This window comes from Providencia xihuensis (genome assembly GCF_041953405.1).
Taxonomy (GTDB): domain Bacteria; phylum Pseudomonadota; class Gammaproteobacteria; order Enterobacterales; family Enterobacteriaceae; genus Providencia; species Providencia vermicola.
The window spans coordinates 3,652,671-3,677,865 of record NZ_CP169565.1; the positions used below are offsets into that span (position 1 = coordinate 3,652,671).

The window sequence follows — 25,195 nt, forward strand, 5'->3', positions numbered from 1 at the left end:
CCTTTTTAGGAGATAACGCCATGTCACAACCTCAAATCAAACCACAAGGGATCCCAATGGCACAGTGGATTGAATCCCGAGTAGCCCGCCTTGAAGGGCGCAAATACGATTGGAACGCATTGAAATTCCAAGCCGATTACGACCCGAAATATCGCCGCGCACAAATGCGTTATATCGGCACTGGCGCAACAGGAGTCGCAAGCGATGTAAATACTGTTCCTGCAGAAAACTTCACCTTTTCCACCATGGTCTTACCCGCTAAGTGTGAAGGGCCGCTGCACTTGCACCCTGACGTTGAAGAAGTTTTTTTCATGCTAAAAGGCACCATCACGCTGTTTATCAAAGACGGTGATGAAGAATATGAAACGGTATTAAAAGAACGTGATTTGATTTCTGTCCCTGCGGGAATTTACCGCGGCTTATTCAATCACGGGGAAGAGGAGGCCTTAATGTGTGTGATGATTGGGACACAAAAACCCGCTATCCCAACATACCCAGAAGACCACCCACTATCAAAAGTGAAACGCGGATAACAGGAGTAATCAGTGATGAATCTGCCAATTGAAAATTTACCCGAGTTACAGATTGCCAACTTTGGTCAATATCGCCTTAATTGGCGGGAGGCAGGCCAAGGTGAGCCAGTGATCCTCCTCCATGGTATCAGTTCAGGATCGGCCTCATGGATTTCTCAACTGACGGCGTCATCACTGACTCATCACTATCATCTCTATTGTTGGGATGCACCTGGCTATATGAATAGCCTTGAATTGGCGACAAAAACACCTGTAGCGCTGGATTACGCCGATGCGTTAGAAGCCTTTCTTGATGGACTGGGTTTACAGCAAGTGACCCTCGTTGGCCACTCGCTGGGGGCTTTAATGGCCTGTGCTTTTGCCTCTTTGCATCCTCAGCGCGTCAATGGCTTATTTCTCGCTAACCCCGCACAAGGTTATGGAACAAAAAGCCTTGAAGAACGCAACCGCGTGTATGACCAAAGGCACGATATTGTGTTTAGCTCAGGCATCGAGGCTTATGCACAAAACCGCGCGGCAGCCTTACTTTCACCCACTGCTTCACAAGAAAAAATCGAGTGGGTGCAGCAAAATATGAGAAAACTCAACCCACCAGGTTTTTTATCCGCCGCTTGGATGCTGGCTCATGACGATATCAGCCTGTATTTAAAGGCCTATACTGGTGCGCTCGAAATGCTAGTTGGAGAAGAGGACACCATCACTCCGCCTTCGCAAGTCAGCCGATTAGCGCAGCAGAAGCAGTGTCCGCTGTTTTATGTTCCACAAGCGGGTCATGCGAGCTACCTTGACCAACCCGCTGAATTTAACCAGCACCTAACTCACTTTCTATCGGCCGCTTTGCAAAGGAAAAACGCATGAATTTACAATTAGATAACCGAGTGGCTGTCGTGACTGGCGGAAGCTCTGGCATTGGCTTTGCGACCGTCAAATTATTACTCGACGAAGGGTGCAAAGTGGCCTTTTGTGGTCGAAATAAAGATAAATTACAGGCTGCAACAACAAAATTAATGGCCTTATACCCACAAGGAAATTTTACCGCTGTAATCTGCGATGTATTAGATAAAACCCAAACAGAGGCCTTTGCTGAACAAGTTCGCCAGCAATATGGGCACGTTGATTTACTGATTAACAACGCAGGTCAAGGTTATGTCGCCAGCTTTTCAGATACCCCTGAAGAAGCTTGGCTACATGAAGCCCAACTGAAATTATTTGGGGTGATAAACCCAGTGAATGCATTCTTACCACTCTTAGAACAGTCCAATATCGCATCAATTACCTGCGTGAATTCATTGCTAGCATTGCAACCTGAGCCACACATGGTCGCAACCTCCGCTGCAAGAGCCGCATTATTAAACATGACACTGAATTTATCTAAGACATTGTTACCTAAAGGTATTCGTGTCAATTCCATCTTACTTGGCATGGTGGAATCAGACCAATGGCGACGCCGTTTCGAAAATCGCAGCGATACTGACCTCACATGGGAACAATGGATAGGCAACATCGCCAAAAACCGCGGCATTCCCATGCAGCGCTTGGGTAAACCTGAAGAACCTGCTCGTGCACTGGTTTTCTTAGCATCCCCGATGGCGTCGTTTACCTCAGGTGCCGCTTTGGATGTCTCTGGTGGCTTTGCCCATCAAATTTAAAGGATTGAAATATGAAAACGTTAATGCTAATTGGCTATGGCGCGATGGCAGAAGAGGTGATTACTCGCTTACCTCGTGGAATAACGCTGCGCTGGATTGTGGCACGCGCGCATCACCACGAAGCTATTCTTAAGCGCTTTCATGGGGAAGTCACCCCGATTGAGGATATCAACCAAGTTAATGAAAAACCCTCTCTTGTGTTGGAATGTGCCAGCCATCAAGCTGTTAAACAGTACGCCCCCCTCGTTTTACAAAAGGGCTGGCGACTAGCAATTATTTCAACGGGTGCACTCGCTGACACCACAACGGCACAACATTTAACCGCGTTAGCCAAACAACATCATGGGCAATTAATTCCACTAACCGGAGCAATTGCAGGGCTTGATGGGCTGCGTGCAGCGAAAGAGGCCAATATTACGCAGGTAACTTATCAATCACGCAAAAGCCCAGCGAGTTGGCGTAATGGCCCCGCCGAACAATTTATCGACTTATCCCAAGTAACTGAAGCGACTGTATTTTTTACGGGTAGTGCTCGGGAGGCCGCACTTAACTTCCCAGCGAATGCCAATGTTGCTGCAACCGTTGCCCTTTACGGAATCGGTATGGATGACACACAAGTACAGTTAATTGTTGACCCAAACACGAGAAAAAATACCCATCGCATTGAAGTACAAGGTGATTTTGGGCAATTTTGCATCGAACTCAATGGCAACCCACTTCCCTCTAACCCTAAAACATCCATGTTGTCAGCACTGAGTGCGGTGGCGATTTGCCGCCATGTTGCTGAACAGGATGCCATTTGACGGAGTACATCATGAATAAAATGGATATTTTTGTCGGCGGAAAATGGCAATTGGGCCGTGGCAAAGAGATGCAATCGCGTTTTCCTGGCGACAACCATATTGTCGCAACCCTAAATAGCGCTAGCCTTGAAGATGTCGAGGATGCGGTTGTAGCCGCAGAAGCCGCATGGCGAGAGCCTTCATGGCGAAATATGCCCGCCCACCAGCGTGCGGCTATTTTATATAAAGTCAGCACCTTAATTGACGAACAGCGCGAAGAATTAACCCACTTACAAACATTAGATAACGGGAAACCCTGGGCTGAAGCCCGTGGACTTGTGATAAGTGCAGCGGCTACCGCACGTTATTTTGCTGCGGTTTGTGAAGTGTTGGGTGGAGAGCTTCCCCCTCGCCGCCAGACGGATATCATGACAATAAGTACTTACCAACCTATTGGCGTTATTGCAGCGATCACGCCGTGGAACTCACCGATTGCCAGTGATATGCAAAAAATTGCCCCTGCAATTGCCGCAGGAAACGCCGTTATTTTGAAACCTGCGGAGGCAACGCCACTAATTTCGTTAAAACTCGCTGAAATCTTTGAGCAAGCGGGCTTACCTAGCGGCTTGTTAAGCGTACTGCCTGGAAAAGGCTCAATTATCGGGGATGCCCTCGTACGCCACCCTTTAGTACGAAAAATATCCTTCACAGGGGGCACCAATACAGGGCGACAACTGGCGCATATTGCGGCAGATAAACTGATCACCACCTCGTTAGAATTAGGCGGAAAATCCCCGACGATCGTGTTATCCGATGCCGACCTTGACCTTGCTGCTCACGGTGTTTGCTACGGCATTTTTAGTTCGATGGGGCAAGCGTGCATTGCAGGTTCACGTTTATTTGTCGCCCGTGATATCTACGATAAATTTATGGAAAAACTCACCGTATTAACCCAAAACCTAATTATCGGTGACCCTCGCCAAGAACGCGTACACATTGGCCCATTAATTTCCCCTGCTCACCGCGATAGCGTTCAGGCGTACGTTGATCTGGCCATTCAAGAAGGTGGAGAAATTCGTCTTGGCGGGAAAATCCCTTCAGACCCAGCCCTGCAATCGGGGAACTATTATTGCCCCACCATTATTGAAGGCTTAAATAACCAAACACGTGTTTGCCAAGAAGAAATCTTTGGCCCTGTTTTGGTTGTTATCCCCTTTGATAACGAAGATGAACTCATTCAAGAAGCCAATGACTCCGTGTATGGCCTCGCGGCAGGGATTTGGACGCGTGATTATACCCGCGCCTTTAAACTTGCTGATGCTCTTGAAACAGGCACCGTTTGGATCAACACCTACAAAGTTTTTTCTATTTCAACCCCATTTGGTGGCTTCAAGGAAAGTGGTCTTGGTCGCGAAAAAGGTATCGAAAGCCTCAAGGCCTATATGCAACAAAAAAGTCTGTTTCTGGCACTTAACCCACAACCAAACCGTTGGTGTGAATAACCAATCCGTTAAAGGATTATTCAAGCATTTAGGAGAATATAATGTCTGACATGATTACGGTTGGCGAAGCCGTCGCCAGAACATTAGAGCAATACCAAGTCACCACGGTTTACGGTGTCATTTCGATTCATAATTTACCCATTGCTGATGCAATTGGCCGCCGCGGGATCATCGACTTTACCCCAAGCCGTGGCGAAGCGGGCGCGGTGACAATGGCTGATGCCCATAGCCGTTTTCGCGGGTTAGGTGTGGCATTAACCAGTACAGGAGCGGGCGCAGGGAATGCCGTTGGTTCAATGATTGAAGCGATGAATGCGTGTTCACCGATGATCCATATTACGGGTCAGGTGGAAAAAGCCTATTTAGATATGGATGCAGGGTTTATCCATGAAACCCCAGATCAACTCAGCTTCCTGCGAGCAAGTTCCAAGCAAGCTTTTCGCGTACACAGTGCAGAGCAAGCGATCTCCGTCTTACACAAAGCTATCCAAGTCGCTCAAACTATGCCTTGCGGCCCCGTATCTATTGAAATCCCAATCGATATTCAAAGTGCTCAAGTGCCTATTTCCGTATTAAGCCCCCCCGTTGTTCCCTCGGTATTGCCTGCATGCAACGAATCTCACGTCGACACTATTTGGGAGAAACTTCAACAAGCCAAACAGCCATTATTGTGGATTGGCGCAGGGGCATTACAAGCCACTGATGCCGTAAAACGTTTAGCAAATCAAGGGATTGCCGTGATTAGTAGTACCCACGGACGCGGGATTCTGCCCGATGACCACCCTTTTAGCTTACGCGCCTTTCATAATGCAGATTCCATCGATGCCTTAATGCGCAGCTGTGATTTGTCCTTAGTAGTTGGTTCCCGTTTGCGCAGCAATGAAACCAAAACATGGTCATTGCCCTTACCGCGCCCGCTGATCCAACTTGATATTGACCCTCAAGCTGCCAATCGAAATTATATTGCTGATATCAATATTACTGGCGATGCTAAAGCCTTACTGGAAGCACTGGCAGACAAAATGGAGCTCGCCAAGCGCCCTGTATCTGATTCTTGGAAAAAACAGGTACAAGACGCCGTTCAGCAAGCTGAGCAACAACTACGTGAACAATGCGGTGCTTATAGTGGCCTCAGTGATGCTGTCGAACAAGTTCTACCAAAAGACGGTATTTTTGTGCGCGATATTACGGTCTCAGGGAGCTTATGGGGCAGTCGGTTATTAAAAGCCACTGAGCCAATGCACAATATTCACTCCCTTGCTGGCGCAATTGGCTTGGGTCTCGCAATGTCGATTGGCAGCGCAAAAGCCAACCCAGACACCTCGGTTATTGGCCTTGTCGGTGATGGCGGTTTGATGTTAGGGATTGGCGAACTGGCCACCATGGCACAAGAACAACTTCCTATCGTATTGATTATTATGAATGATAATGGATATGGCGTGATGCGAGGCATTCAGGAAAAATATTTCTCAGGTAGGCAATATTACAATGAATTACTGACGCCTTCATTCAATCAATTAGCTCAATCTATGGGTATTACTGCATTTACCATCGACAAAGCCACTGATTTTAAACCCACCCTCCAGCAAGCTATTGATTTAAAAAAACCTGTCGTGGTCGAGGTTCTCATGGATAAAATCGGCAAAATGAATTTCTCAGGCCCACCACAGAAAAAGTTGTTTTAATTGATTTAGACCCAACCAGAGCAGCTAAAGGCTGCTCTTTTTGTTTGTATGCCAATCCATCAGATACAAAAAAGCCACTTCGCTAAAAGTGGCTTAATGCGCTGATTTAACAGCTAAAATTTGGTGGCCCCTACTGGACTTGAACCAGTGACCAATCGATTATGAGTCCTTTAAATCACTTATCAAAAACAATGATTTACTTTATTTTCAAATAGTTAATTAACGAATAAAACCGAATAAATACGATGATTGGTTTTCTGCGCTGCCATTTTGCTGCCATTATTTTATTTTTTGCAGCGGGTTAAACTCTATAGCTTCTGAAAGGTGATTAGGTGAAAAGTGCGAATACCGCATTGTCATTTTTATATCGGTGTGTCCTAGTATTCTTTGTAAAACTAATATATTTCCACCGGACATCATAAAGTGAGAAGCGAAAGTGTGACGTAAAACATGAGATGATTGCCGTTCAGGGAGTTCAATTTCTGTTCGACCAAGAGCCGAACGGAATGCAGAATAACAGGACTTGAATAACCGAGCATTACCCTTCCCTTTGGGTAATTCGTTTGCTAACTCATCACTAATTGGAATAGAACGATTGCGCTTACCTTTTGTCTTCGTATATGTAATTGTATTATTACGAATCTGTGCTGCTGTCAGATTTTCAGCTTCTGACCATCTAGCACCTGTTGCAAGACAAATTTTAACGACGTGAATTAAATCCTTCGATGTGCTTTTTTCACATTCTGAAAGTAATAACCTAATTTCATCATCATTTAGAAAAGCCATTTCTTGTTCATCAGTTTTATATGAACGAACTTTTGCCAACGGGTGTTCTTTTGCCCATTCATCCAGTCGAATTAATTCATTGAACATTGCCCTAAAGTAAGCAAGTTCTAAATTAACCGTGCGTGGAGTAACAGTTTTTAATCTATCTGTTCGTGTAATTTCACCACTCAAACGCTTTTCACGATATAGGGAAAAAATCTTGGCATTAAATTCAGTGGCGAGAGGGTCTCCCATAGCTTCACAGGCAAACATCATTAAAGATTTACGCTTTTCACCATCACCTAGCGTCACACCATGAGCACGAAACCAAGTTTCAACTAATTCGGTAAGCTTGCGTTTATCTTGTTTTTCACCAAGCCAAGGCTTATCTTGTGATTCATCAAGAATATGACGCTCAAATGCAATAGCTTCACCTTTAGTTGTGAAAAGTTTTCGAACTCTTTTTCCATCTCGCCCATTGGGAAAGCATTGAACTAACCAACGACCATCGGGTTGTTTCTTAACGGTCATATCTTTTGCCGCAATCCTCGACTAATTTATAGTAAGACTTCTCAAGGCGATCCTTTGATTCCATGATTAACTTTCTATTATCTTCGTTTTTTGACTGCATAAAATTATCCAGTGCTTTTACAAAATTATTGGCTTCAAGTATTGATGTCATTCCTAAATATATTGGGTTATCACTAGAAACATTCTTGTATTCACTGTATTTCTTAGCCACTTTAGATATTTTCTTAGGATAGATTTTTTTGTACCAAATTGAAAACTCATCATAAGTTACAGTGGTGTTATTTAAAGTTTCACCATCATTAACAGACATTTGCATACCATCAGCCATTATTAGCCCTGCATCTGTAAATATATCTGTGGCTATATTACATTCTTTGCTCATAGAAAAAACTGATGAAGAAAATAAAATTAAACTTGATAATAAAACGACTTTCATACAAAAAATCCTTACTGATTATCAATAATAGTAACTACACGACCAATAATAGAAATATCTTTTAATTCACAATCAAAAGCCATTCCAACGCCTGACACGCGAACTCGCTGCATTGGCATTCTAGTTAATTCTCTAATGCTTATTTTGTCATCTATACGAACTAGCCATTTACCGTCGTATACCTCGCCAAACTTACGGTCAACAATAAAATAACTTTGTCCATCTTGAACCATAATTGGCTCGCTAGGAAAAGGAGCGCCTTGTTTGAATAAAACTTTATCAAACATAGCTATACCAGCATCAAATTCCTCACCGTCAATAATTTTGTATTTTTTTAAGCGAAGTATATCTAATTCTTCATCATCAAATTTTTTACCTTGCCCTGTAGCAAGCCATTCAAGACTTACTCCAGTTTCAGCAACACACCTTACTACTAAGTCCGCAGGAAAATTATCTCTTTTATATCTTCCCGCAAGACTGCTAGAAGCCATTTCAAAATGCTGAGCCAGCATTAGTTTAGAGCCAAACCCATAAGCTTCAATAATACGGTCGAGAACTGGCGCGCTCTCACCAAACATTTCTAAATGAAATTTTCCCATAGTCATACCGTCCACATTCGTAAAAAACTACAATTAACTTGACTTGTAGTTAAACACGAAATAGACTTGCCTCATGTTGTAGTTTTATACGAATAAACTCGAATAAAAACGGATAAAACCTAAATAGGAGATTTTGCACTATGCGCCCTAATATTACAATCACCATTACTGAGCCTTACCTCACTATAGAAGCCTACTGTGAAAGGTTTGGAATGGCTAAAAGTACAGTTACTGACATGATTAAAGATGGTCGCTTACCTGTACGAAAAAAACATAAAAACATGAAAAATGGCCGTGTTTTTATAAATATGGCAAAGCTAACCGTTGAAGCATTATCAGACTGTGATATTTCGCTTAATGCGTAATTAATTATTCGCTTTAGGAGAACAAATACCATGTTTGATTATCAGGCTTCCAAACAATCACATTTTGATAATGCATGTCGTGCTTTTGCGATTGCTCACAAAGGTGACCTTGTTCAGATAGCGGAAGCAATCGGCATGAATGCGCAAATGTTGCGTAACAAGTTAAACCCAGAACAGCCGCACCAATTAACATCAAGTGATTTAGTTAAAATTACGGATGCGACAGAAGATGCCACGTTGTTAGATGGTTTATTAGAGCAGCTTCAATGCCAGCCGTCTGTACCTTTGAATAATGCAAGTGAAGGAAATTTCCCTGCGCATATTCTAAATGCAACGGCAGAGGTCGGAAAGTTAGCAAGCCAAGCGGTTTTAGGTGGTCATATTAATAATGCCCGTTCCGCTGAAATTAAACAGAGCGTAAATAATGCGATCCGTTGTTTAGCATTAGTTGGTGTGACAATTTCAGCCCGTTTACATTCATCCCCTGCGTTTGTATCAGCGATTGATACCGTTGTGGGATTCAGTCAAGCAATGGTGTGAGGTAATTATGTGCAATAAAAAAAGTGATTTAGAAAAGTTAGCTGAAATGACAGGAAAAAACATTGTAATAACACCATCACAAGAAAAGCTTAAGGGTGATGTTTTTAAAAGAGTATCAGAAAAAGCAACATTGAAAAAAGAACTTTTAAATCAAATTTTTTATTCAATGAATATATGTTCACTAGATATTGGTGCAGTTTATGAAGTACTTAATGATGTTCGTAACGAGTTTGATTACGGACTAGGTAATGATGAAATTCCATTCTGAGGAATAAGAAATGACTCAAGCACATAAACAGCAGTACAAATATAAAGTCACTGGTGACTCATTTAAACGTTTAGAAGTAATCAGCGTAAACAAAAAAGATGGTTCATTAAAATATATTGTTCCCGTTATTTTGTTTGCAACTGTTTATTTAATTTCTAGAATATAGGTAATTACTATGCAACAGAACCCTGCAATACTTGAGCAACGTTACATGCCAATGTCTATAGGCCAGCGTGTACACGGTATCAATAAAGTATGTGAAGTTAAATCTAAAACGTCGGGATTAGAGAATAAAGAATTAAAATCATTTATAAAAGAAATGCGTGACCGTTTTAATGAAGACCATGCAAATAATAAAAAGCTTTTAGCTATTATATTTTTCATGGCTGGAATTGATAAGTCTAGACATGGTTGTCAATTTGAAGATTTCACTTCAAAAGAAATATTTAATATTGTTAAAGCTATTAATTATATTAAAGGCTCAAGCGCCTTGTTGCCTAAAAATTTAACCTTGCCACTTAATTAAATAATACCCGATTAAATAAATGACGTTAGCGCGTCAGGGATTTTTACACTCTAAATTTAGGAATTAAATAAATGAATATACCAGAACCAACATTCACACCCGTATTAGATGCCACTTCAAATGATGCAATTTTAATTGATGGTTGCATCATTTGGAATCGTAACGATGAACGCAAAGTTTGCAATGACCGTTACGCTTCTCGCCTGCGTAAGCTTCAAATGTATGTGCTGCAAGAAAAACCAGATTATGCAGCAATCAGCCAGTTACTAGAAAGCGAAATTAATCACATCGAAAATCAGGCGGTGGCGCAATGAATATCACTCATGTTTTAAAAATACAACAGGAATATTTTTTAGCTATTTTAACTGGAAATAAAAAAGCAGAGTTTCGTAAAGATGATGGGCGTGATTTCAGATGCGGTGAATTAATACGTTTAAGGGAATTCATTTGGTTACATATTGATTCCGCAAAAGGGGATAGTTTGGCTCGTGAATTAGTTTATACGAGCAGAGAACTAGTTGTTTGTATTACTGATGTAACGATTGTTAATGCTATTTATGAAGAAATTCCAGATTCACCAAAATTTGTAATGTTGTCGTTTGATGTGTTGAGTATGACTGATTTCAAACGAGGCGTAGTTATACTTTGAACATTCAAGAACATAATAGCGACGTATATATTTCAATACGTCGCCAACAAGAAGAAAATAAGCCAGAGTTGCCGAAATCAGCGACTCTGGCTGAACGCATTATGTGGGATGCTAATAAAGATGATGCCGAGTGGCGTCATGAGATTATTTCGCATGTCCCCGATTTCCTCGCCATTTACTTTGCTACCAAATACGCACGCCTTTTTAATCAAAAAGGTCGTCGTCGTGCCAATGAATTTTTACGCAAAACCGCTAAAAATGTATTGCCACGATTCGAACGTGTCATGAAGCAGTATGAGTTTAAACATCATATTTCAGGTGATAGGCCATTTCCTTTTATTGAACAGCTTGAAAATATAGCGCAGTTAGATAGAACGGTTATCAAAACCTTGGCAAATGAAATTGCCAGTTTTATGAGTGATAACTATGAAGCTGCAACAAAGCAATACGCCAACAGAGACCCAAAAGATGAATGTGAAGCCCGTCAGCGGCTTGATAAAACTTACGCTTTCCTTGCTAAATTAACATTGCAGTCGGGCACCCAGCCGCCATATTGGCAGCAATTCATTAAAGGCAGAATTAAACCGAGTGAGGATAAACTTTGCGCGGCATTACTTCGTATGTTTGATGCTGCTTGGTGGTATCGTCGCTTAAAGCGTTTATGTGATCTTAAACGTGAGCACCTTGCTATCGCGATTGGTCAAGTTCAAAAATCCGCATCCCCTTATGTTTCAAAAACAACCTTGCATCGCTGGGTAGAGCAAAAGCGTTCAAACTGGCAATTTCTTAAAGACTTTGAATTAGAAGACGAAGACGGCAACCGAACTGAACTTACAAAAATGGTTTTAGGTAGCGTGGCAAACCCTGCTGTTCGTCGTTGTGAGTTAATGGCACGCATGCGCGGGTTTGAAGACCTCGCAAATGAAATGGGCTGTGATGGTGAATTTTACACAATGACAGCTCCATCAAAATACCATTCAGCCTATCAAGCAGGTGGTTTTGTTGATAATTGGAACGGATGTGATCCAAGAGCAACCCAAAAATATCTATGTAAAACGTGGGCGAAAATACGTGCGGCTTATAGCCGTGCGGGTATCCGTGTTTTTGGTTTTCGTGTTACTGAGCCACACCATGATGGTACACCGCACTGGCATATGTTGCTGTTTGTTATGCCTGAACATAAAAAACAATTGCGTTCTATTTTTAGTCACTATGCACGTTTAGAAGATAAAGACGAACTTACTACACCTAAAGCATTAAGAGCCCGTTTTCACGTTGAGCCTATAGACGAAAGAAAAGGCAGTGCAACTGGCTATATCGCTAAATACATTTCAAAAAATATCGATGGTTACGCGATGGACGATGAAGTCGATAAGGAATCAGGCCAGAAGTGCAAGGACATGGCACGGGCGGTTTCCGCTTGGGCTTCACATTGGAAAATTCGCCAGTTTCAACAAATAGGCGGTGCGCCTGTGTCGGTATGGCGTGAATTGCGCCGCATGGGTGATGATACCGAAGCATCAACAGGTTTAGATGTTGAATTTGCCGAAGTCCATAAGGCCGCAGACACAAGCAATTGGAGCGAATACACCAAATTGCAAGGTGGTGCATTTGTACGTCGTGCCGACCTTATCGCCCGTCTTTGGTATGAGCGCGAAGAAAAGACCAACGCCTACGGTGAGCCTGTTGATTGTATCAAAGGGGTTTACTGTACTTTAGTGGGTAACGACTCCCCAATTATCACACGCATTAAGAACTGGCAGATTGTGCCGAAGTTAGCCGAAGCGACAGCGCAGGCTGGTTTTGATGGCGCGAATAGCGCCCCTTGGAGTTCTGTCAATAACTGTACGCAGGCACGGAGGACGATTAAAGGCAAAGAAACGGTTATTCCCGATATTGTCAGAAAAGCCAAAGAAATTGGCATCACTTTAGACCCCGAAAAAGACCCTTTCATGATCCATTCAATAGCAAGAGGGGCAATTTATACAGAAAACGGTCAAAGCGTGAAGTTTCACGCGAATGGCCATATTCAAAAAATCGTATTTAAGTCAGATAAAGTCAAAAAATCACTGGCTCGGTGTGAACAAGCCATGTCTAGAATTCAATCACTCATAGGAAATTAATATGATGCTAAAAATATTTAACTATAAAATTGATATTACAAATGAATTGCTATTCAGTTTACAAAAAGAACAATTGAATTTTTTGCCGTGGCAAAAGCGTTGGTATCAAAATAGATTTTTGAAAAATAGGTCATTAAAAAAAGCTCGTCAGGTTGGAGCAGATTATTACTTTTTATTTGAAGCTTTACAGGATGCCTGCTTAACAGGCAGAGATAAAATATTTATGGGTAATATTCCAGTAGAATATTTATTAAAACATGCAGGAATAAAAGAATTTAAAGCCGCCAGAAATTATATTTTTAATTTAAGTAATGGTGCACATATTTATGTGTTAAATCATGAGTATTTTAACGATATACCTTTAGGCGGGGTATCTGGTGATGTTTATATATCAGAGTGGTCATGGATTGAGAATTTACGCGATGTTGTATCGCTAGCTGGGGCATTTTCAGCGCATGATAAATGGCGAGTTACTCTCTACTCCTATAGGTCAAAATGTGATGTTTCTTCTAATCGCGGTAATTCAATATTGTGTGATTCATTATTAGGCCGTGATTATCATTATGATTTGGTTCAAAACTCAGAATATGAATTAGGTAGTCTGTTTAAAATTAATACTAAAAAGTTAAACGATTGGGAATTGATATTCACTAATGAAATAGCTCAAGAAATGATTTTTTGTTGTTTTAACGATAACTAAGGGAGTAGAACTAATGGCAAAAACAGCAGCAGAGCGCAAAGCGGAACAGCGTAAACGACAAAAAGACAGTGGCGAAACGAAATTTGAGCTGATTGTCGATAGTCAAGAATTGGAAATGTTGAAAAATAATTGTGCTATTCGTCGACCAGGGCGGGAGCCTTACGAAATGAATGAGTACATTCAACTATTAATTCGCCAAGATACTGCACGACTAAGTGACAAAATTCACGAGTTATCAAAATCAACCTGTAAAAAATGCGGTGAGCAATTGCCTGTTAGTCAGTGTTGCTTATCAGGTGCGTCTGATTGTTGGAATACAAACGGCTGGCATGATTTGAAGCTGGATAATATTGCCGTGACATGTCACAAAGCGGATAGTTTATAAATGAATCACATAACCCTGTAATTCAAAAGAAATTTTAATTATTTCTGATTTACAGGGTTTCCCAATGACTTTATTTATGTATACTGTACAAATATCCAGTATACAAATGGGAATTTGAATATGAGCGATTTATTACAGGAATCGGTAGCGTTTGAGCGCATTAGTGTTATTGCAAAGCTGGGGAGTTTAGAGGGTTGCAACCATTATGAGCGTCAAGTTGTACTCACACTGATTACTGAACTTGCAGACGGTGCAAGGGAAGAAATAGCAAAAAAGAGCAACCAAAAAATTAGGCTGCTAAATAGCAGCCCTGATGTAAATCAGCAATCATGCACCCTTTGAGGTTAATAACCCTAGCGCCAGTTGGCGCTGTTCAGGGTTAAATTTTTCAATCATGGATTGAATCAAATCATCTGAGTGGGCGCTAGGGCTGATTGTGTGACTAAACGTTAGATTTAAAACATAGGTGTGACCGCATTCAACATCATTACAGGCGCAATAAAGGTCTGAAATTTCACGATGTTTACGATTCGATTTGCGAATTGTCGCGCGTTGGCCGCAAATGGGGCAGAATATTTTTAATACTCGCACGTTCCAGACCTCCGATTGTTGATAACGTCTTAATTTTACCCTATTTTTAGACATTATTCATTTTCCTTAATGATATTTTGACGGAAATTTAATTTCAAAGGCTCATTTTTACCGATTTCACTATTGACCGCATTCATAAATAAATTTTGTACGGGGATAACTTCATCTTGTCGGTACGCTTCCCTTGCTTTCAATGGGTCACCTAAGCCGCCAGAGCCTAAGCCGGGAATGATTCCAGCAAGGCCAGCAGGGAAACGGTGAGCATTTAGAATGTCTTGCGCACTAATACTTTTCACATTGCTAAACTCATCGTTTGCAGAGATATCCCCAACGGGAATAAATTTGATGCCGTCAGGGTCACCATTCGGCACACTCACAAACATAGTTTCAAAATTACCAATCCCTTTGCTTTGGCTAAGTTTTTGGATAATTTGTTCTTCCACTTCATCGGTCATATTCGGGTCATTACAGTAAATCATCCCGCCAGTATGTGCCCCGTTGTGGTAATAACGACGACGGAATATGGTGGCCTCACTGTTCAGTAGGGCTGCGTGGATGCCGCCAATATAGTCCGGTAAACCGTAGACTTGCTGTTGTGGGTCATACATTTTGATGTAAATAATTTCGTCAGGCGTATAAACCAACGGCTCACCCTCTTGTAAAATGACAAAATCACCATCTTTACGCCTACGTAAATAAAGTGAGGGTAAAACTTCCAATCCGATAATTTCACCCCAACCGTTACGTACTTTTAAAATAGCGACATCACCGAACAGAAAATAATTAAAGACAGCCGCTTTTAATTGCTCATGAGTTAGACCACCGCCGATATAATCACTCGTCACCATATTATGACGAGCATAAAGAACGCCCCCATGTTGGCCATTTAAATTCACTAACTGCGCCAGTGCTTCACGGTCTATTGGTGGTGTCCAATGGTCAAAATCATTGTCATACCAGATATTTTTATAATCAGTATGCGTCGTTAAAATAGGCGTTGGCTTGCCCAGTGTGATACTAAACCCTTTCGAGGGGGCTTTAGTGGATTGCACCATTTGTTTGCGTGAATTCCGTTTCTTTTTCATTATGCAGCCTTTGGTAATATATATTTAGATTTGCGCTTTTTATCCGTGTTAAGCGGCTCTTTAATTACTGCGTGAGACGTTGCCCAGAAAACATCCGCGTGGCCTGTTTCTTGTGTTCTATCTGCGACGAATGTCATTGCGCCACCTTTACCTGTAGTTGTGTGACGGATGCATAAAAATGACGCGGGGATTTCTTTCTGATCCATATCCCATTCAATGCGTTCTTCGTCGACAATATCTATCATTTTCATCACAAGTTGCGTTTTCATTTGCAGACTATAAAGAATGGGCTGTGTGATACGTGGCGCAAAATCTTGCACCATTTCATATACGGATTGACCTATCCCTGTGGTATCAATGCCAATGTGTGTGAAACGATATTTCTTGGTTAAGTCTTCAATCAATTTTGCTTGATGTCGCCAGCTAAACCCTTGCCAATAAAATGTTGCCAATACCCGAAATACTTCGGGTGCCATCATGGGGGGTGCAACGATAACAAATGTTGACGTGTCGCCAGAGCGTGCAGGGTCATACCCGCCCCACACTTCGCGATTGCCAAATGGGCGCGGGTCGTCGGGTTTATGGTCTTCCCATAAATTCACATCAACACCGCATTTCATTAAGGTGTCATATTTAAAGACAGACTTACCACTATCAATAAATACGCACATATACAACATGTTGAATGTGTCAGGGTTATATCGTTGTCGTAATTTATCGATAGACGCTAAGTTAAAGCCGCCTTTTATCGCATCTTCAAGGGTAATGATATAGCGCCATTGCCCATCGGGGCACTCACGCCCCCCGTCACGCATTTCTTTCTCACTTGGAAACTCGACGTTCTTACGTTTAGGGTCATTACCGCGCCATTCATCCCCCATCCAAAATGGATAAGCTGGATGTGTTTTAGAGCTAGGCGTGGAAAAATAGGTGATACGCCAGCGGTCATGTGTTGCCATTGCTGATGCAACATCATTTAAGCGTTTAAAATCAGGAACCCAAAAATATTCGTCACAATATAAATGACCACTATAAGATTGAGCCGTGTTTTTATTGGTGGATAAGAAGCGCAGCTCTGCGCCATTGCTTAAACGGATGGGATTACCCGTTAGCGATACACCAAAGAATTGCTCCGCAATATTCACAATATATGACCGGAATACTTCCGCTTGGGGTTTTGACGCAGATAAAAATATCTGCGGGTCACCCGTCAAGCAGGCATTCTCAAAGGCTTCAAAGGAGAAGTACCACGTTGCCCCGATTTGACGGCTTTTTAATATATTGCGCACTGCCTGCGTGATATTAATGCGCAAATGCTTTTGATAACCAAACAGCATTTCATCAGCAAAGCGTTGGAAATCTTCTGGCGTCAGGCTAGAAATGTCATTTTTACGATAGCGTTTCTTTTTCTTCGGTTCGCCATCTTCATTCATTGCATAATCAGCACCGCCTTGCATATCCGCTGATTGCGATTTTAACGCTGCCATTTTTTCAGCGTGTTTATTCGCTTGCGCCATTAATTTAACGTGGCTAGCAATCAAGCGGTCTAACTCATCTAATTCAAGCTCCGTTTTTTTAGTTCGCTCGCTCAATAAAACAATGCGACGGTTAATTGCTTCAATCACACTCTCATGACTGAGCATATCTGCCCAATTCCATTTTTCTGCCCAATAGTAAACAATCCGACGATTAGGCAGGCTCAATTCCTCCGCGATTTCCGCTGGAGTATAGCGTCGCAAATATAACGATTTTGCGACCTGTATTTTTGCATCCGTGTATTTAGCCATAGTAGATGCATTGTGCCCCGACCTTTAAACGCTGGCATTAAGCGGCTTTCGGCAAAGCATTTATAACCGAATCGAACTTGTCGCCAGTGAAAAAAATGTGGGCAATACTGAGCACCTAACGAAATGGAAGCAACAAACCCAAGGACGGGAGCAACATGTAAATGTCGCAATTAAGAACAACATGGTTATGTATCGCGACAGAGGGTGACACCGTAGACGGCAGAGTCATTGAAAGGCAAGACCTGTTAGATGCAGCAGAGCTCTACGATTATAAATTATATGCGGCACTAATTTGGCCGGAACATAATCACGACGCAGAACCAATGGGCGAAGTGCTTGAGGTCATGCTTGAAGAAAATGAGCATGGTGAATTACAGCTTCTCGCCATTATCAGGCCATTTGTCAGCTTATTAATCGCAAATGCCGAGGATAAATACCTGTTTACCTCCATAGAATTAACGCCTGACGGTAATTTTAGAGGGACAGGTAAATCGTATCTTGAAGGGCTGGCTGTTACTAATGAGCCTGCCAGTGTTGGAACCACAAGGCTACATTTCAGCCGAAAAAAACGAAAGGACAAGGACATGTCAACAAAGTCTAAGAAAACAAGCTGGCGTAAGTTGTTTAATATTGCTGAGCCAGAAGCGACACCGCCAGAGGAAACGGTTGACGGTGATAAGTTACAGAAACTAGCGGAAGCATTAGCCGCTGCCGAAGAAGAAATTAAACTGTTAAAAGAACAGCTTGCATCTACTCAGCAGGAAGTGGAAGACGTTCAAGACGACGTCGACACAGTAAAAGAAGTGGTAGACACAGAAGAATTCGCACGTTTACGTGAGAACCTACCACAAATCGTTAAAAACTTTGGAAAGTTAGACGAAAAAGTCACTAAGTTGCCAAAAAATAACCCTAAAGGCGAAGATAAAGAACGCAAAAAAGGCTTCGAATATCTTTAATCGTCATTAGTTTAGGAGAGGGATTTCCATGTTAAATCAAAAGGCAGTTAAGTGTCTTGATAGTTATGAAGAAGGCCTTAGAAAATCTTATGGGATTGATAAGACTTCTCGTTATTTTAATTTGTCTGACCCAAAAGAAACCGCTTTGCGTTCTGCATTATTAGACCGCATTGAGTTTCTTAATATGATTACTTGCGCTGATGTTGACCAGTTACAAGGCCAAGTCGTCGCTGTTGGTAATCCGGGCATTTTTACAGGTCGAAGTGATACTGGTCGTTTTATTCGAAAAACTGCGGTTAGTGGTAACGAATATAAATTGGTTGAAACCGACTCAGGTGCTGCGTTGCCATGGAGTTTATTGTCTGTTTGGGCTAATGCTGGCTCGGAAGACGAATTTGCACAACGCATGCAAACATTTACTAATGAATCTTTTGCGCTAGATATGCTCCGTATTGGTTTTAATGGTGTGAAAGTTGCGGCTAAAACCGATCCTGAAAAATACCCGAACGGTGAAGATGTCAATATCGGTTGGCATCAAATTGCTAAAAACTGGGAGAATGGTAAGCAAATTATTACTACTCCGGTCACATTGGATGACAAAGGCGATTATCGCTCATTAGATGCGATGGCATCCGACCTGATTAATACCTGCATTCCACAGCAATTCCGTAATGACCCGCGCTTGGTGGTGCTTGTTGGTGCTGATTTAGTGGCAGCAGAGCAATATCGATTATATCAAGCGGCTGATAAACCAACGGAAAAAATCGCTGCACAAATGCTGGCAGATACTATCGCGGGTCGTAAAGCGTTAGTGCCGCCATTTATGCCCGGTAAGCGCATGGTTGTGACAATGTTGTCAAACCTGCATATCTACACCCAGCGCAACACGCGTCAGCGTAAAGCAGAGTTTGTAGAAGACCGTAAGCAGTATGAAAACAAATATCTGCGTAATGAGGGATATGCGTTGGAATACCCAGAGTTATATGCCGCTTATGATGAAGATGCAGTTACTATCGGCACCGTTTCTGAATTACCGAACAATCCAGATAATCAGGAACAAGAGTAATGTTATCACCCGCACAACGCCACCGCTTAGACGTTGAAGTCAAGCAAAAGCTGGAAAGGCAAGAGGCCGTCACTATCGCTGATGGTGCCAGTATGCACTTACAAGCGAGGGCGATTGAGCGGGATGTCAAAAGATTGCGTGAGCAACCGACAACGGCTGACCGCGTGGAAATGAAAAAGCGGGAGTTACTCCCCGCTTATCTTCCCACCGCTGAACGTTACTTGTCCGAGGGGGAAGTCTACCGAAACCCGATTTTTGCTTACTGCACCATTTGGCTATTTGATATTGGGGATTTCGACAAGGGATTGGATTGGGCAGATATTGCCATTGAGCAAGGACAGCTCACCCCAGACAATTTCCGCAGTAATTTTCCGGCCTTTGTTGCTGACACTATCTTAGCGTGGGCAATATTGGAAAATGAAGCGGGAAACAGTGTTGAGCCTTATTTTTCAAGAACCTTTAAAAATGTCACTGAAAAATGGCGAGTTCACGAAAAAATCAGGGCGAAATACTACAAATTTGCTGCATTGAATTTACTAAGAAGCAATATCAATGAAGATGCGAAAGCCAGTGCCATTGATTGTGTTGATACATTGGAGCAAGCCGCATCATACATGGAAAAAGCACGAGAGCTTAATCCGAAAGTGGGTGTTGATACGCATTTAAAACGGATCGCAATGCGCATTCGAGCGTTAACAGCTGAATAAAAACGACTACCGCAAGCCAATCGGGCGTGGTGGAGATGATGCAATTTATTGCTTTCAGTCTTGGAAGCCAGTCAGCCCGATTTTTATTATAAGGATAGAATTAAATGCTAGAACGGATGTTAGCTAGTTTATTAATTGTGCTCATTTTTGGTTTATGCATCTGTATTCCTTTGGGTTTTTCATGGATATTACTTAGCGCTTGGAATTGGTTTGTTATATCTGCTGAATTAAGTTTAACGGTTCCTGTTAATTGGGGAACAGTTATAGGTTTATTCATTATTATTTGTTTTGTTAGATATATTTTCCAACGAAATAATTCTGATTAGGTGAATATCTATGTTAAACGGCAATGAATTAAATTATCAGTCCGTTAAAATAACGAATGATGCTTTTTGGCCTGATATTAATTTAGCTGATTTTCAAAAACAGCGGAAAATACCGATTGATTTAGATAGTGAGTTATTAACCGATGCGCTCTTAGCCAGTATTGCTGAAATTAATTTATCGCTTGAATCGTTAAAAAGTCGATATATTTCGAAAGGCTATAGCACCGCAAATGATGTACCGGGAGCTAAGACCAAAGGGCAAAATGCATTATGTGCACAATATAAAAAAGCACTCTATGCAAGGGCAAAGGCTGACTTAATTGGCGAGTTTAATTCTGTATCAAGTCGCGCTCCGAATCCAAAGCAAGAAAACCCAGAAACTAAAAACAGTTTACTTGCAGAAGCTGCGTTTGTTATTCGAAACATGAAAGGCTTAAAGCGTGTCACGGTGGCAATGATATGAGCAAATTACAAAGTCTAACCCAGTTTTTAAAAGCGAATTTACCTGAGCGAGTTTGTCAGGTCGAATTCACTAGCGAAACGGACGAAATTCAATTTATCCGTGCGCATAAAGATTTAGGTTTAGACCAGTATCAAATGATGATACGCCAATGTGATGCGCTGATTTCTTGGGGGCGATTTCCTTATCGTGAAATTCACCCTGATTATATTCCCCTGCTTATTGATGCATGGGCAAGTGAACAAGATAACGAGCTAGGTAATAGCAATATTGAGCAAGAGCTCCCGTCAATGACGGTTGATGTTGACGATGAAACCGCCGTTATTGTTGTCTCTATTTCATTATTTGAGCCCGTTGTCATGAAAGAAGATCCAAATGGTATCGTTCCATTTGATGGTAAACGTTGGTCGCTGGCAGATACCGAGTTTAGTTATGCCGAACACGCTGAAATTTATAGCGACGTGAAAAATGATAATTAATGGTCAACTTAATAAAAGCCAGTTTGCGGATATGCAAAAAGCCTTAAAAGGCTTGGAGTTGCCCCCTAAAAAACGACAACGGTTTTTATGGCGTATGGCGAAACATGGCGTAATTGCAGCCGCTAAACGAAATGTTAAGAATCAACAATCGCCAGACGGAAAAAACTGGCAGGCCAGAAAAAGCCCTTGGCGTAAAAAGATGCTGCGTAACATGCCTAAGTTACTGCACATCAAAGAAATGCCACAAGTTGAAGCAGTACGCATTTATTTACAAGGCGGCAAGTACCGTAATGGGGCTAAAAATGTGCCCGCAGGCGTTGTCGGATATGCCCAGCAACATGGGATGAATGTCACTATCAGCAGAAAGCAAGTGCAAAGCCAGCAAAATAGTGACCCGAACCGATTAGCGACCCGAAAACAGGCAAAGAAACTGCGCGACTTAGGGTACCAAGTTAAAACAGGGAAACGGCTTAAAAAGCCAACGGTAAAACAGATAACAGAAACCATGTCTTTTAATCAAGCGGGTTTACTTATCAAAAAGTTAAGTGGAAAAACAGCGAAAGCCAGTTGGACAATTGACGTTCCCGCACGTGTTTTCCTCGGCATGAGCGATAGCGATTTTAAAAAGGCACTCGCAAGGCAGTTACAAGGGATTGGATTTGGCGCTGATGTTAAAGCGCAGGATATTAAATAAAAGGACTTAACTATGTGGCCTAACATTCAGGTTAATCAAGTCAATCAGTTACAAGGCGAAACCAAAGAAATTGAGCGTGTTTTGCTGTTTGTGGGAAAAGGGAAAAGCCATATTGGTGAAACCTTACCTATTAATACTCAAACTGATTTAGATACATTATTGGGGGTAGAAAATAGCCCTTTAAAGTCGAATATCAAGGCAGCAATGGCGAATGCTGGGCAGAACTGGTTTGGTTATGTTCACTTCTTACCGGAGAGCGCAGCCGAAACCGATTTTGTTGATGCGGTAATGAAAGCGCAATCTGTTGCCAGTGTTGAGGGCTATGTCTATATCGGTGATACCACCAAAGCCACCATTAAGGCCGCGCAAACACTCCGCGCAAATCTAATGGCGAAGTTTGGGCGCTGGACATGGGCAATTCTTTCTGTTGCAGGGTTACAAGCAAAAGAAACGTGGCAACTAGCATTAACGCGCCTTGGTGAACTTCAAAAAGGCGAAGCGGTTGAATCTATTCAATTAGTGCCCACATTTTGGGGAAATGAAGCGGGCGTATTGGCGGGTCGTTTATGTAACCGTGCGGTTACCATTGCTGATAGCCCGGCTCGAGTGAAAACAGGCGCTTTGCTTGATTTAGGTAGCGTTGATAAACCTAAAGACGATAGCGGGGTAGAAATTGATTTAGCTACCTTGCAAGCGTTGGAAAAACTCCGTTATAGCGTGCCAATGTGGTACCCCGACTATGACGGCATGTATTGGTCGGATGGTCGCACTTTAGATGTTGAGGGCGGTGATTTTCAAGCGATTGAAAATTTGCGTATTGTTGATAAGGTCGCACGTCGCGTTCGTTTACAAGCTATTGCAAAAATTGCAGACCGTAGCTTAAACAGTACACCAAACAGCATCGAAACCCACAAATCCTATTTTGCTCGCACCATGCGTGAAATGTCACGCAGTGCAGAAATTAACGGTGTTACGTTCCCCGGTGAGTGCAAGCCACCGCAAGACAATGACGTCGTGATTGTGTGGAAAACCAAAAATACCGTTGAAATTTATATCACAGTAAGAACGTATGAATGTCCGAAAGGAATTACGGTCAGTATCTTACTGGATGCTAGCTTGGAGAGCGCATAATGAGCCAACGTTTATCTGGTCAATCCTTTGACTTTAATATTGATGGTGACTTAATTCACGTCGAAAAAGTGAGCCTATCCATTACTGATAATACCGCAGCCGCGCAAACCAAAGGTATGCCCGACGGCTTTGTCGCGGGTGATGTGAGCGCAGAGGGTGAAATCGAAATTAGTACAAAATATTTTGAGATTATCGTCGCAAAAGCGCGGGCGGCAGGTTCATGGCGTGGGATTAAGCCAATGGATTTCTTATGGTATGCCAAGGCGGGCAATGAAGAAATGAAAGTCGAATCATTCGGTAATAAATTGATTTTGACTGATATTTTAGATACCGACCCAAAAGGTGGCGCACTCACTACTCACAAAATTAAATATCTGGTCACCAGTCCTGATTTTGTGCGGATTAAAGGTATTCCGTATTTAGAGTCGGAATTAACTCAAACCCTTATCGGATAAGGTAATTTTGTTCATGGAAGAACACGAAAAAACGTTTATAGCCCTATTTTTTATGGGGGTCTTGATTGCTATAGGAAAAATTCTAACTAGTGATGAGCAAATTACAGTTCGGTTGTTTTTTGGGCGTGTAATTTTAGGCGCGGCAATATCAGTTTTAGCAGGGGCTTTATTGATATGGTTTCCTGATATTTCACCCTTAGCACTCACAGGAATTGGCACGGCATTCGGGATAGCAGGATATCAATTGGTTGAAATGTGGCTGAAAAAGCGTGGAAGCGCATTATTACAAGGAAAGTTAAAAAAATGACACTCAGTGAAAAACAAGCATTGTTTACCGTGATGATTGCTAAATTAATTTTTTGGGCTGACGAGCACGGCTACCGCCTCACCTTTGGTGAAGCTTACCGCACGCCAGAACAGGCCGCAGCTAACGCAAAATCAGGCAAAGGCATTAAAAACAGTTTGCATACGCAACGTTTAGCCGTCGATTTTAATCTGTTTAAAAATGGTGTGTGGCTGACAAAATCCACTGACCATCAACCGCTTGGCGAATATTGGGAATCTATCGGAGGAACGTGGGGCGGTCGATTTAATGACGGTAATCACTACTCATTAGAGCATAACGGGGTTAAGTAATGACAAAGCAACTTGCGTTAATACTTGCGTTATTACTTTGTGCATTTGGCGCAGGTTGGCGAGTCAACGGGCTTTATCACGACAGCTTAGAGCTAACAGCTCAAAAAGTGGCAGATAAAACCCGTATTAATCTTGAAGAAATATCAAGCCAATCAGGCCAAGCGCTTGAGGAAAAATTGGAGGGGATTGCCAATGCTGCCCCCAGAGAAATACGCACTGAAATTATTAAGCCTGTGTTTACTAACGTTTGTGTTAGTGATGAGTTTGTCAGCATGTACAACCAAACCGCCGACAATATCGAGCGTGAACTATCAGGAAAACCTGTTAAAAAAATGCTCGACGGACATTCCGAGACTCACGGGAACAACAGGCCGTGATATCTCAGAGCCATTAGAAAAAATGGCTATTTTATACGGTCAATGTGCCGCACGGCACAACCAATTAACGGACGAAATCAGAAAGAGAAAGGAACTATCTCATGACTAAAAAAATTATTACGTTAACTATCAATGAAAAAGACGTTAGCTTTGAGCCAAATATCACGGCTTATAACGGCATGATTAACGATATGTCGATGGACAATAAAGTTGCTCCGCTCACCACTTATTTAAAACGTATTGTCACCGCTGAAAGCAAAGAACATTTAGACGAATTACTCAGCTTTCCCGGGGCTGCCGCACAACTTGCCGAAGCAGTAAACAAAGAATACGCGCCAAAACTGGAAATTAGCGTAAAAAACTAAAAAACCGTGTTCGTGCAATTGAGCGCAATGAGTTAGAGCAAT

At 42.1% G+C, this 25,195-nt stretch carries 35 protein-coding genes; 29 read left to right on the forward strand and 6 right to left on the reverse strand.

The window, feature by feature from the left end:
* Positions 1–20 precede the first annotated feature (20 nt).
* From ACE2AL_RS16450 to ACE2AL_RS16475, 6 genes are read left to right on the forward strand one after another with little or no spacing between them, the layout of a single operon-like run.
* Entirely contained in the window at positions 21–533 is a 513-nt protein-coding gene (locus tag ACE2AL_RS16450; protein WP_206083618.1) for a cupin domain-containing protein, read from the forward strand.
* Positions 534–548: 15 nt separating this feature from the next.
* Entirely contained in the window at positions 549–1,391 is an 843-nt protein-coding gene (locus ACE2AL_RS16455) for an alpha/beta hydrolase (protein ID WP_349422104.1), read from the forward strand.
* Complete coding sequence (locus ACE2AL_RS16460; protein WP_206083614.1) at positions 1,388–2,182, forward strand: SDR family oxidoreductase; 795 nt, start codon at positions 1,388–1,390, stop codon at positions 2,180–2,182. The genes ACE2AL_RS16455 and ACE2AL_RS16460 overlap by 4 nt, the downstream gene beginning before the upstream one ends.
* A gap of 11 nt (positions 2,183–2,193) precedes the next feature.
* Entirely contained in the window at positions 2,194–2,985 is a 792-nt protein-coding gene (locus tag ACE2AL_RS16465) for an aspartate dehydrogenase (RefSeq protein ID WP_206083613.1), read from the forward strand.
* A gap of 11 nt (positions 2,986–2,996) precedes the next feature.
* Positions 2,997–4,466 (forward strand): aldehyde dehydrogenase, encoded by a 1,470-nt coding sequence (locus tag ACE2AL_RS16470; RefSeq protein WP_206083612.1) that lies wholly within the window; start codon positions 2,997–2,999, stop codon positions 4,464–4,466.
* Positions 4,467–4,507: 41 nt separating this feature from the next.
* Positions 4,508–6,151: a thiamine pyrophosphate-binding protein gene (locus ACE2AL_RS16475; protein WP_349415571.1), complete on the forward strand. Its 1,644-nt coding sequence runs from the start codon at positions 4,508–4,510 to the stop codon at positions 6,149–6,151.
* Positions 6,152–6,430: 279 nt separating this feature from the next.
* Here the strand turns inward: ACE2AL_RS16475 and ACE2AL_RS16480 are convergent, their stop codons facing one another.
* The 3 genes from ACE2AL_RS16480 to ACE2AL_RS16490 are packed head-to-tail and all read right to left on the reverse strand — an operon-like array spanning position 6,431 to position 8,482.
* Complete coding sequence (locus tag ACE2AL_RS16480; protein WP_109911729.1) at positions 6,431–7,447, reverse strand: tyrosine-type recombinase/integrase; 1,017 nt, start codon at positions 7,445–7,447, stop codon at positions 6,431–6,433.
* The gene (locus ACE2AL_RS16485; RefSeq protein ID WP_375083690.1) at positions 7,437–7,883 is read right to left on the reverse strand and encodes a hypothetical protein; all 447 of its coding nucleotides are present in this window, start codon (positions 7,881–7,883) and stop codon (positions 7,437–7,439) included. Before ACE2AL_RS16485 ends, ACE2AL_RS16480 begins: the two co-directional genes overlap by 11 nt.
* Before the next feature lie 11 nt (positions 7,884–7,894).
* Positions 7,895–8,482, reverse strand: a complete 588-nt coding sequence (locus ACE2AL_RS16490) for a phage repressor protein CI (RefSeq protein WP_375084320.1) — start codon at positions 8,480–8,482, stop codon at positions 7,895–7,897.
* Between the two features lie 140 nt (positions 8,483–8,622).
* Here ACE2AL_RS16490 and ACE2AL_RS16495 point away from each other — a divergent pair, with 140 nt between their 5' ends.
* The 11 genes from ACE2AL_RS16495 to ACE2AL_RS16545 all read left to right on the forward strand — a co-directional run bounded on the left by ACE2AL_RS16495 (position 8,623) and on the right by ACE2AL_RS16545 (position 14,380).
* Positions 8,623–8,847 (forward strand): helix-turn-helix transcriptional regulator, encoded by a 225-nt coding sequence (locus ACE2AL_RS16495; RefSeq protein WP_375083691.1) that lies wholly within the window; start codon positions 8,623–8,625, stop codon positions 8,845–8,847.
* Between the two features lie 30 nt (positions 8,848–8,877).
* On the forward strand, positions 8,878–9,387 hold the full coding sequence (locus ACE2AL_RS16500; RefSeq protein ID WP_195697486.1) for a phage regulatory CII family protein: 510 nt from the start codon (positions 8,878–8,880) through the stop codon (positions 9,385–9,387).
* A 7-nt stretch (positions 9,388–9,394) separates the two neighbouring features.
* Positions 9,395–9,655: a hypothetical protein gene (locus tag ACE2AL_RS16505; RefSeq protein WP_272539261.1), complete on the forward strand. Its 261-nt coding sequence runs from the start codon at positions 9,395–9,397 to the stop codon at positions 9,653–9,655.
* Positions 9,656–9,665: 10 nt separating this feature from the next.
* Entirely contained in the window at positions 9,666–9,821 is a 156-nt protein-coding gene (locus tag ACE2AL_RS16510) for a hypothetical protein (RefSeq protein WP_369103817.1), read from the forward strand.
* A 9-nt stretch (positions 9,822–9,830) separates the two neighbouring features.
* Positions 9,831–10,181: a DUF5347 family protein gene (locus tag ACE2AL_RS16515; RefSeq protein ID WP_272661887.1), complete on the forward strand. Its 351-nt coding sequence runs from the start codon at positions 9,831–9,833 to the stop codon at positions 10,179–10,181.
* 71 nt (positions 10,182–10,252) lie between these two features.
* A complete protein-coding gene (locus tag ACE2AL_RS16520; RefSeq protein ID WP_272661885.1) occupies positions 10,253–10,495 on the forward strand; it encodes a hypothetical protein in 243 nt (80 codons plus the stop codon).
* Positions 10,492–10,830 carry a DUF3850 domain-containing protein gene (locus tag ACE2AL_RS16525; protein ID WP_239354574.1) on the forward strand — a complete coding sequence of 113 codons (339 nt, stop codon included), beginning with the start codon at positions 10,492–10,494 and terminating at the stop codon, positions 10,828–10,830. Before ACE2AL_RS16520 ends, ACE2AL_RS16525 begins: the two co-directional genes overlap by 4 nt.
* A complete protein-coding gene (locus tag ACE2AL_RS16530; protein ID WP_375083692.1) occupies positions 10,827–12,953 on the forward strand; it encodes a replication endonuclease in 2,127 nt (708 codons plus the stop codon). Before ACE2AL_RS16525 ends, ACE2AL_RS16530 begins: the two co-directional genes overlap by 4 nt.
* 1 nt (position 12,954) lies before the next feature.
* Positions 12,955–13,653, forward strand: coding sequence for a hypothetical protein (locus ACE2AL_RS16535; protein ID WP_369106749.1), 699 nt, complete (start codon positions 12,955–12,957; stop codon positions 13,651–13,653).
* A gap of 13 nt (positions 13,654–13,666) precedes the next feature.
* Positions 13,667–14,038, forward strand: coding sequence for a hypothetical protein (locus tag ACE2AL_RS16540; RefSeq protein ID WP_375083693.1), 372 nt, complete (start codon positions 13,667–13,669; stop codon positions 14,036–14,038).
* 120 nt (positions 14,039–14,158) lie between these two features.
* Positions 14,159–14,380, forward strand: a complete 222-nt coding sequence (locus tag ACE2AL_RS16545) for a hypothetical protein (protein WP_096864691.1) — start codon at positions 14,159–14,161, stop codon at positions 14,378–14,380.
* On the opposite strand, the gene ACE2AL_RS16550 is transcribed toward ACE2AL_RS16545, so the two are convergent.
* From ACE2AL_RS16550 to ACE2AL_RS16560, 3 genes are read right to left on the reverse strand one after another with little or no spacing between them, the layout of a single operon-like run.
* Entirely contained in the window at positions 14,366–14,683 is a 318-nt protein-coding gene (locus ACE2AL_RS16550) for an ogr/Delta-like zinc finger family protein (protein ID WP_141395919.1), read from the reverse strand. The two genes, ACE2AL_RS16545 and ACE2AL_RS16550, sit on opposite strands and share 15 nt — an antisense overlap.
* Entirely contained in the window at positions 14,683–15,714 is a 1,032-nt protein-coding gene (locus tag ACE2AL_RS16555) for a phage portal protein (RefSeq protein ID WP_375083694.1), read from the reverse strand. The genes ACE2AL_RS16550 and ACE2AL_RS16555 overlap by 1 nt, the downstream gene beginning before the upstream one ends.
* Positions 15,714–17,501, reverse strand: a complete 1,788-nt coding sequence (locus tag ACE2AL_RS16560; protein WP_272521529.1) for a terminase large subunit domain-containing protein — start codon at positions 17,499–17,501, stop codon at positions 15,714–15,716. Before ACE2AL_RS16560 ends, ACE2AL_RS16555 begins: the two co-directional genes overlap by 1 nt.
* A 161-nt stretch (positions 17,502–17,662) precedes the next feature.
* On the opposite strand from ACE2AL_RS16560, the gene ACE2AL_RS16565 reads away from it, so the two are divergent.
* From ACE2AL_RS16565 to ACE2AL_RS16620, 12 genes are all read left to right on the forward strand, one after another.
* Positions 17,663–18,457 (forward strand): GPO family capsid scaffolding protein, encoded by a 795-nt coding sequence (locus tag ACE2AL_RS16565; RefSeq protein WP_272671140.1) that lies wholly within the window; start codon positions 17,663–17,665, stop codon positions 18,455–18,457.
* A gap of 28 nt (positions 18,458–18,485) precedes the next feature.
* Positions 18,486–19,523 carry a phage major capsid protein, P2 family gene (locus ACE2AL_RS16570; protein ID WP_375083695.1) on the forward strand — a complete coding sequence of 346 codons (1,038 nt, stop codon included), beginning with the start codon at positions 18,486–18,488 and terminating at the stop codon, positions 19,521–19,523.
* Positions 19,523–20,230, forward strand: a complete 708-nt coding sequence (gene gpM / locus ACE2AL_RS16575) for a phage terminase small subunit (RefSeq protein WP_375083696.1) — start codon at positions 19,523–19,525, stop codon at positions 20,228–20,230. The genes ACE2AL_RS16570 and gpM overlap by 1 nt, the downstream gene beginning before the upstream one ends.
* Before the next feature lie 336 nt (positions 20,231–20,566).
* The gene (locus ACE2AL_RS16580; RefSeq protein WP_272671135.1) at positions 20,567–21,019 is read left to right on the forward strand and encodes a head completion/stabilization protein; all 453 of its coding nucleotides are present in this window, start codon (positions 20,567–20,569) and stop codon (positions 21,017–21,019) included.
* Positions 21,016–21,495: a phage tail protein gene (locus ACE2AL_RS16585; protein ID WP_375083697.1), complete on the forward strand. Its 480-nt coding sequence runs from the start codon at positions 21,016–21,018 to the stop codon at positions 21,493–21,495. Before ACE2AL_RS16580 ends, ACE2AL_RS16585 begins: the two co-directional genes overlap by 4 nt.
* On the forward strand, positions 21,485–22,189 hold the full coding sequence (locus ACE2AL_RS16590) for a phage protein (protein ID WP_048608864.1): 705 nt from the start codon (positions 21,485–21,487) through the stop codon (positions 22,187–22,189). Before ACE2AL_RS16585 ends, ACE2AL_RS16590 begins: the two co-directional genes overlap by 11 nt.
* A 12-nt stretch (positions 22,190–22,201) precedes the next feature.
* Positions 22,202–23,320, forward strand: coding sequence for a DUF2586 domain-containing protein (locus ACE2AL_RS16595; protein WP_375083698.1), 1,119 nt, complete (start codon positions 22,202–22,204; stop codon positions 23,318–23,320).
* A complete protein-coding gene (locus ACE2AL_RS16600) occupies positions 23,320–23,775 on the forward strand; it encodes a phage protein (RefSeq protein WP_048608860.1) in 456 nt (151 codons plus the stop codon). Before ACE2AL_RS16595 ends, ACE2AL_RS16600 begins: the two co-directional genes overlap by 1 nt.
* Before the next feature lie 13 nt (positions 23,776–23,788).
* Positions 23,789–24,082 carry a phage holin family protein gene (locus ACE2AL_RS16605; protein WP_239354600.1) on the forward strand — a complete coding sequence of 98 codons (294 nt, stop codon included), beginning with the start codon at positions 23,789–23,791 and terminating at the stop codon, positions 24,080–24,082.
* Entirely contained in the window at positions 24,079–24,411 is a 333-nt protein-coding gene (locus ACE2AL_RS16610; RefSeq protein WP_239354602.1) for a M15 family metallopeptidase, read from the forward strand. Before ACE2AL_RS16605 ends, ACE2AL_RS16610 begins: the two co-directional genes overlap by 4 nt.
* Positions 24,411–24,788 carry a hypothetical protein gene (locus ACE2AL_RS16615; RefSeq protein WP_375083699.1) on the forward strand — a complete coding sequence of 126 codons (378 nt, stop codon included), beginning with the start codon at positions 24,411–24,413 and terminating at the stop codon, positions 24,786–24,788. The genes ACE2AL_RS16610 and ACE2AL_RS16615 overlap by 1 nt, the downstream gene beginning before the upstream one ends.
* A 101-nt stretch (positions 24,789–24,889) precedes the next feature.
* Positions 24,890–25,153, forward strand: a complete 264-nt coding sequence (locus ACE2AL_RS16620) for a putative phage tail assembly chaperone (RefSeq protein WP_375083700.1) — start codon at positions 24,890–24,892, stop codon at positions 25,151–25,153.
* The last annotated feature ends 42 nt before the right edge of the window (positions 25,154–25,195 follow it).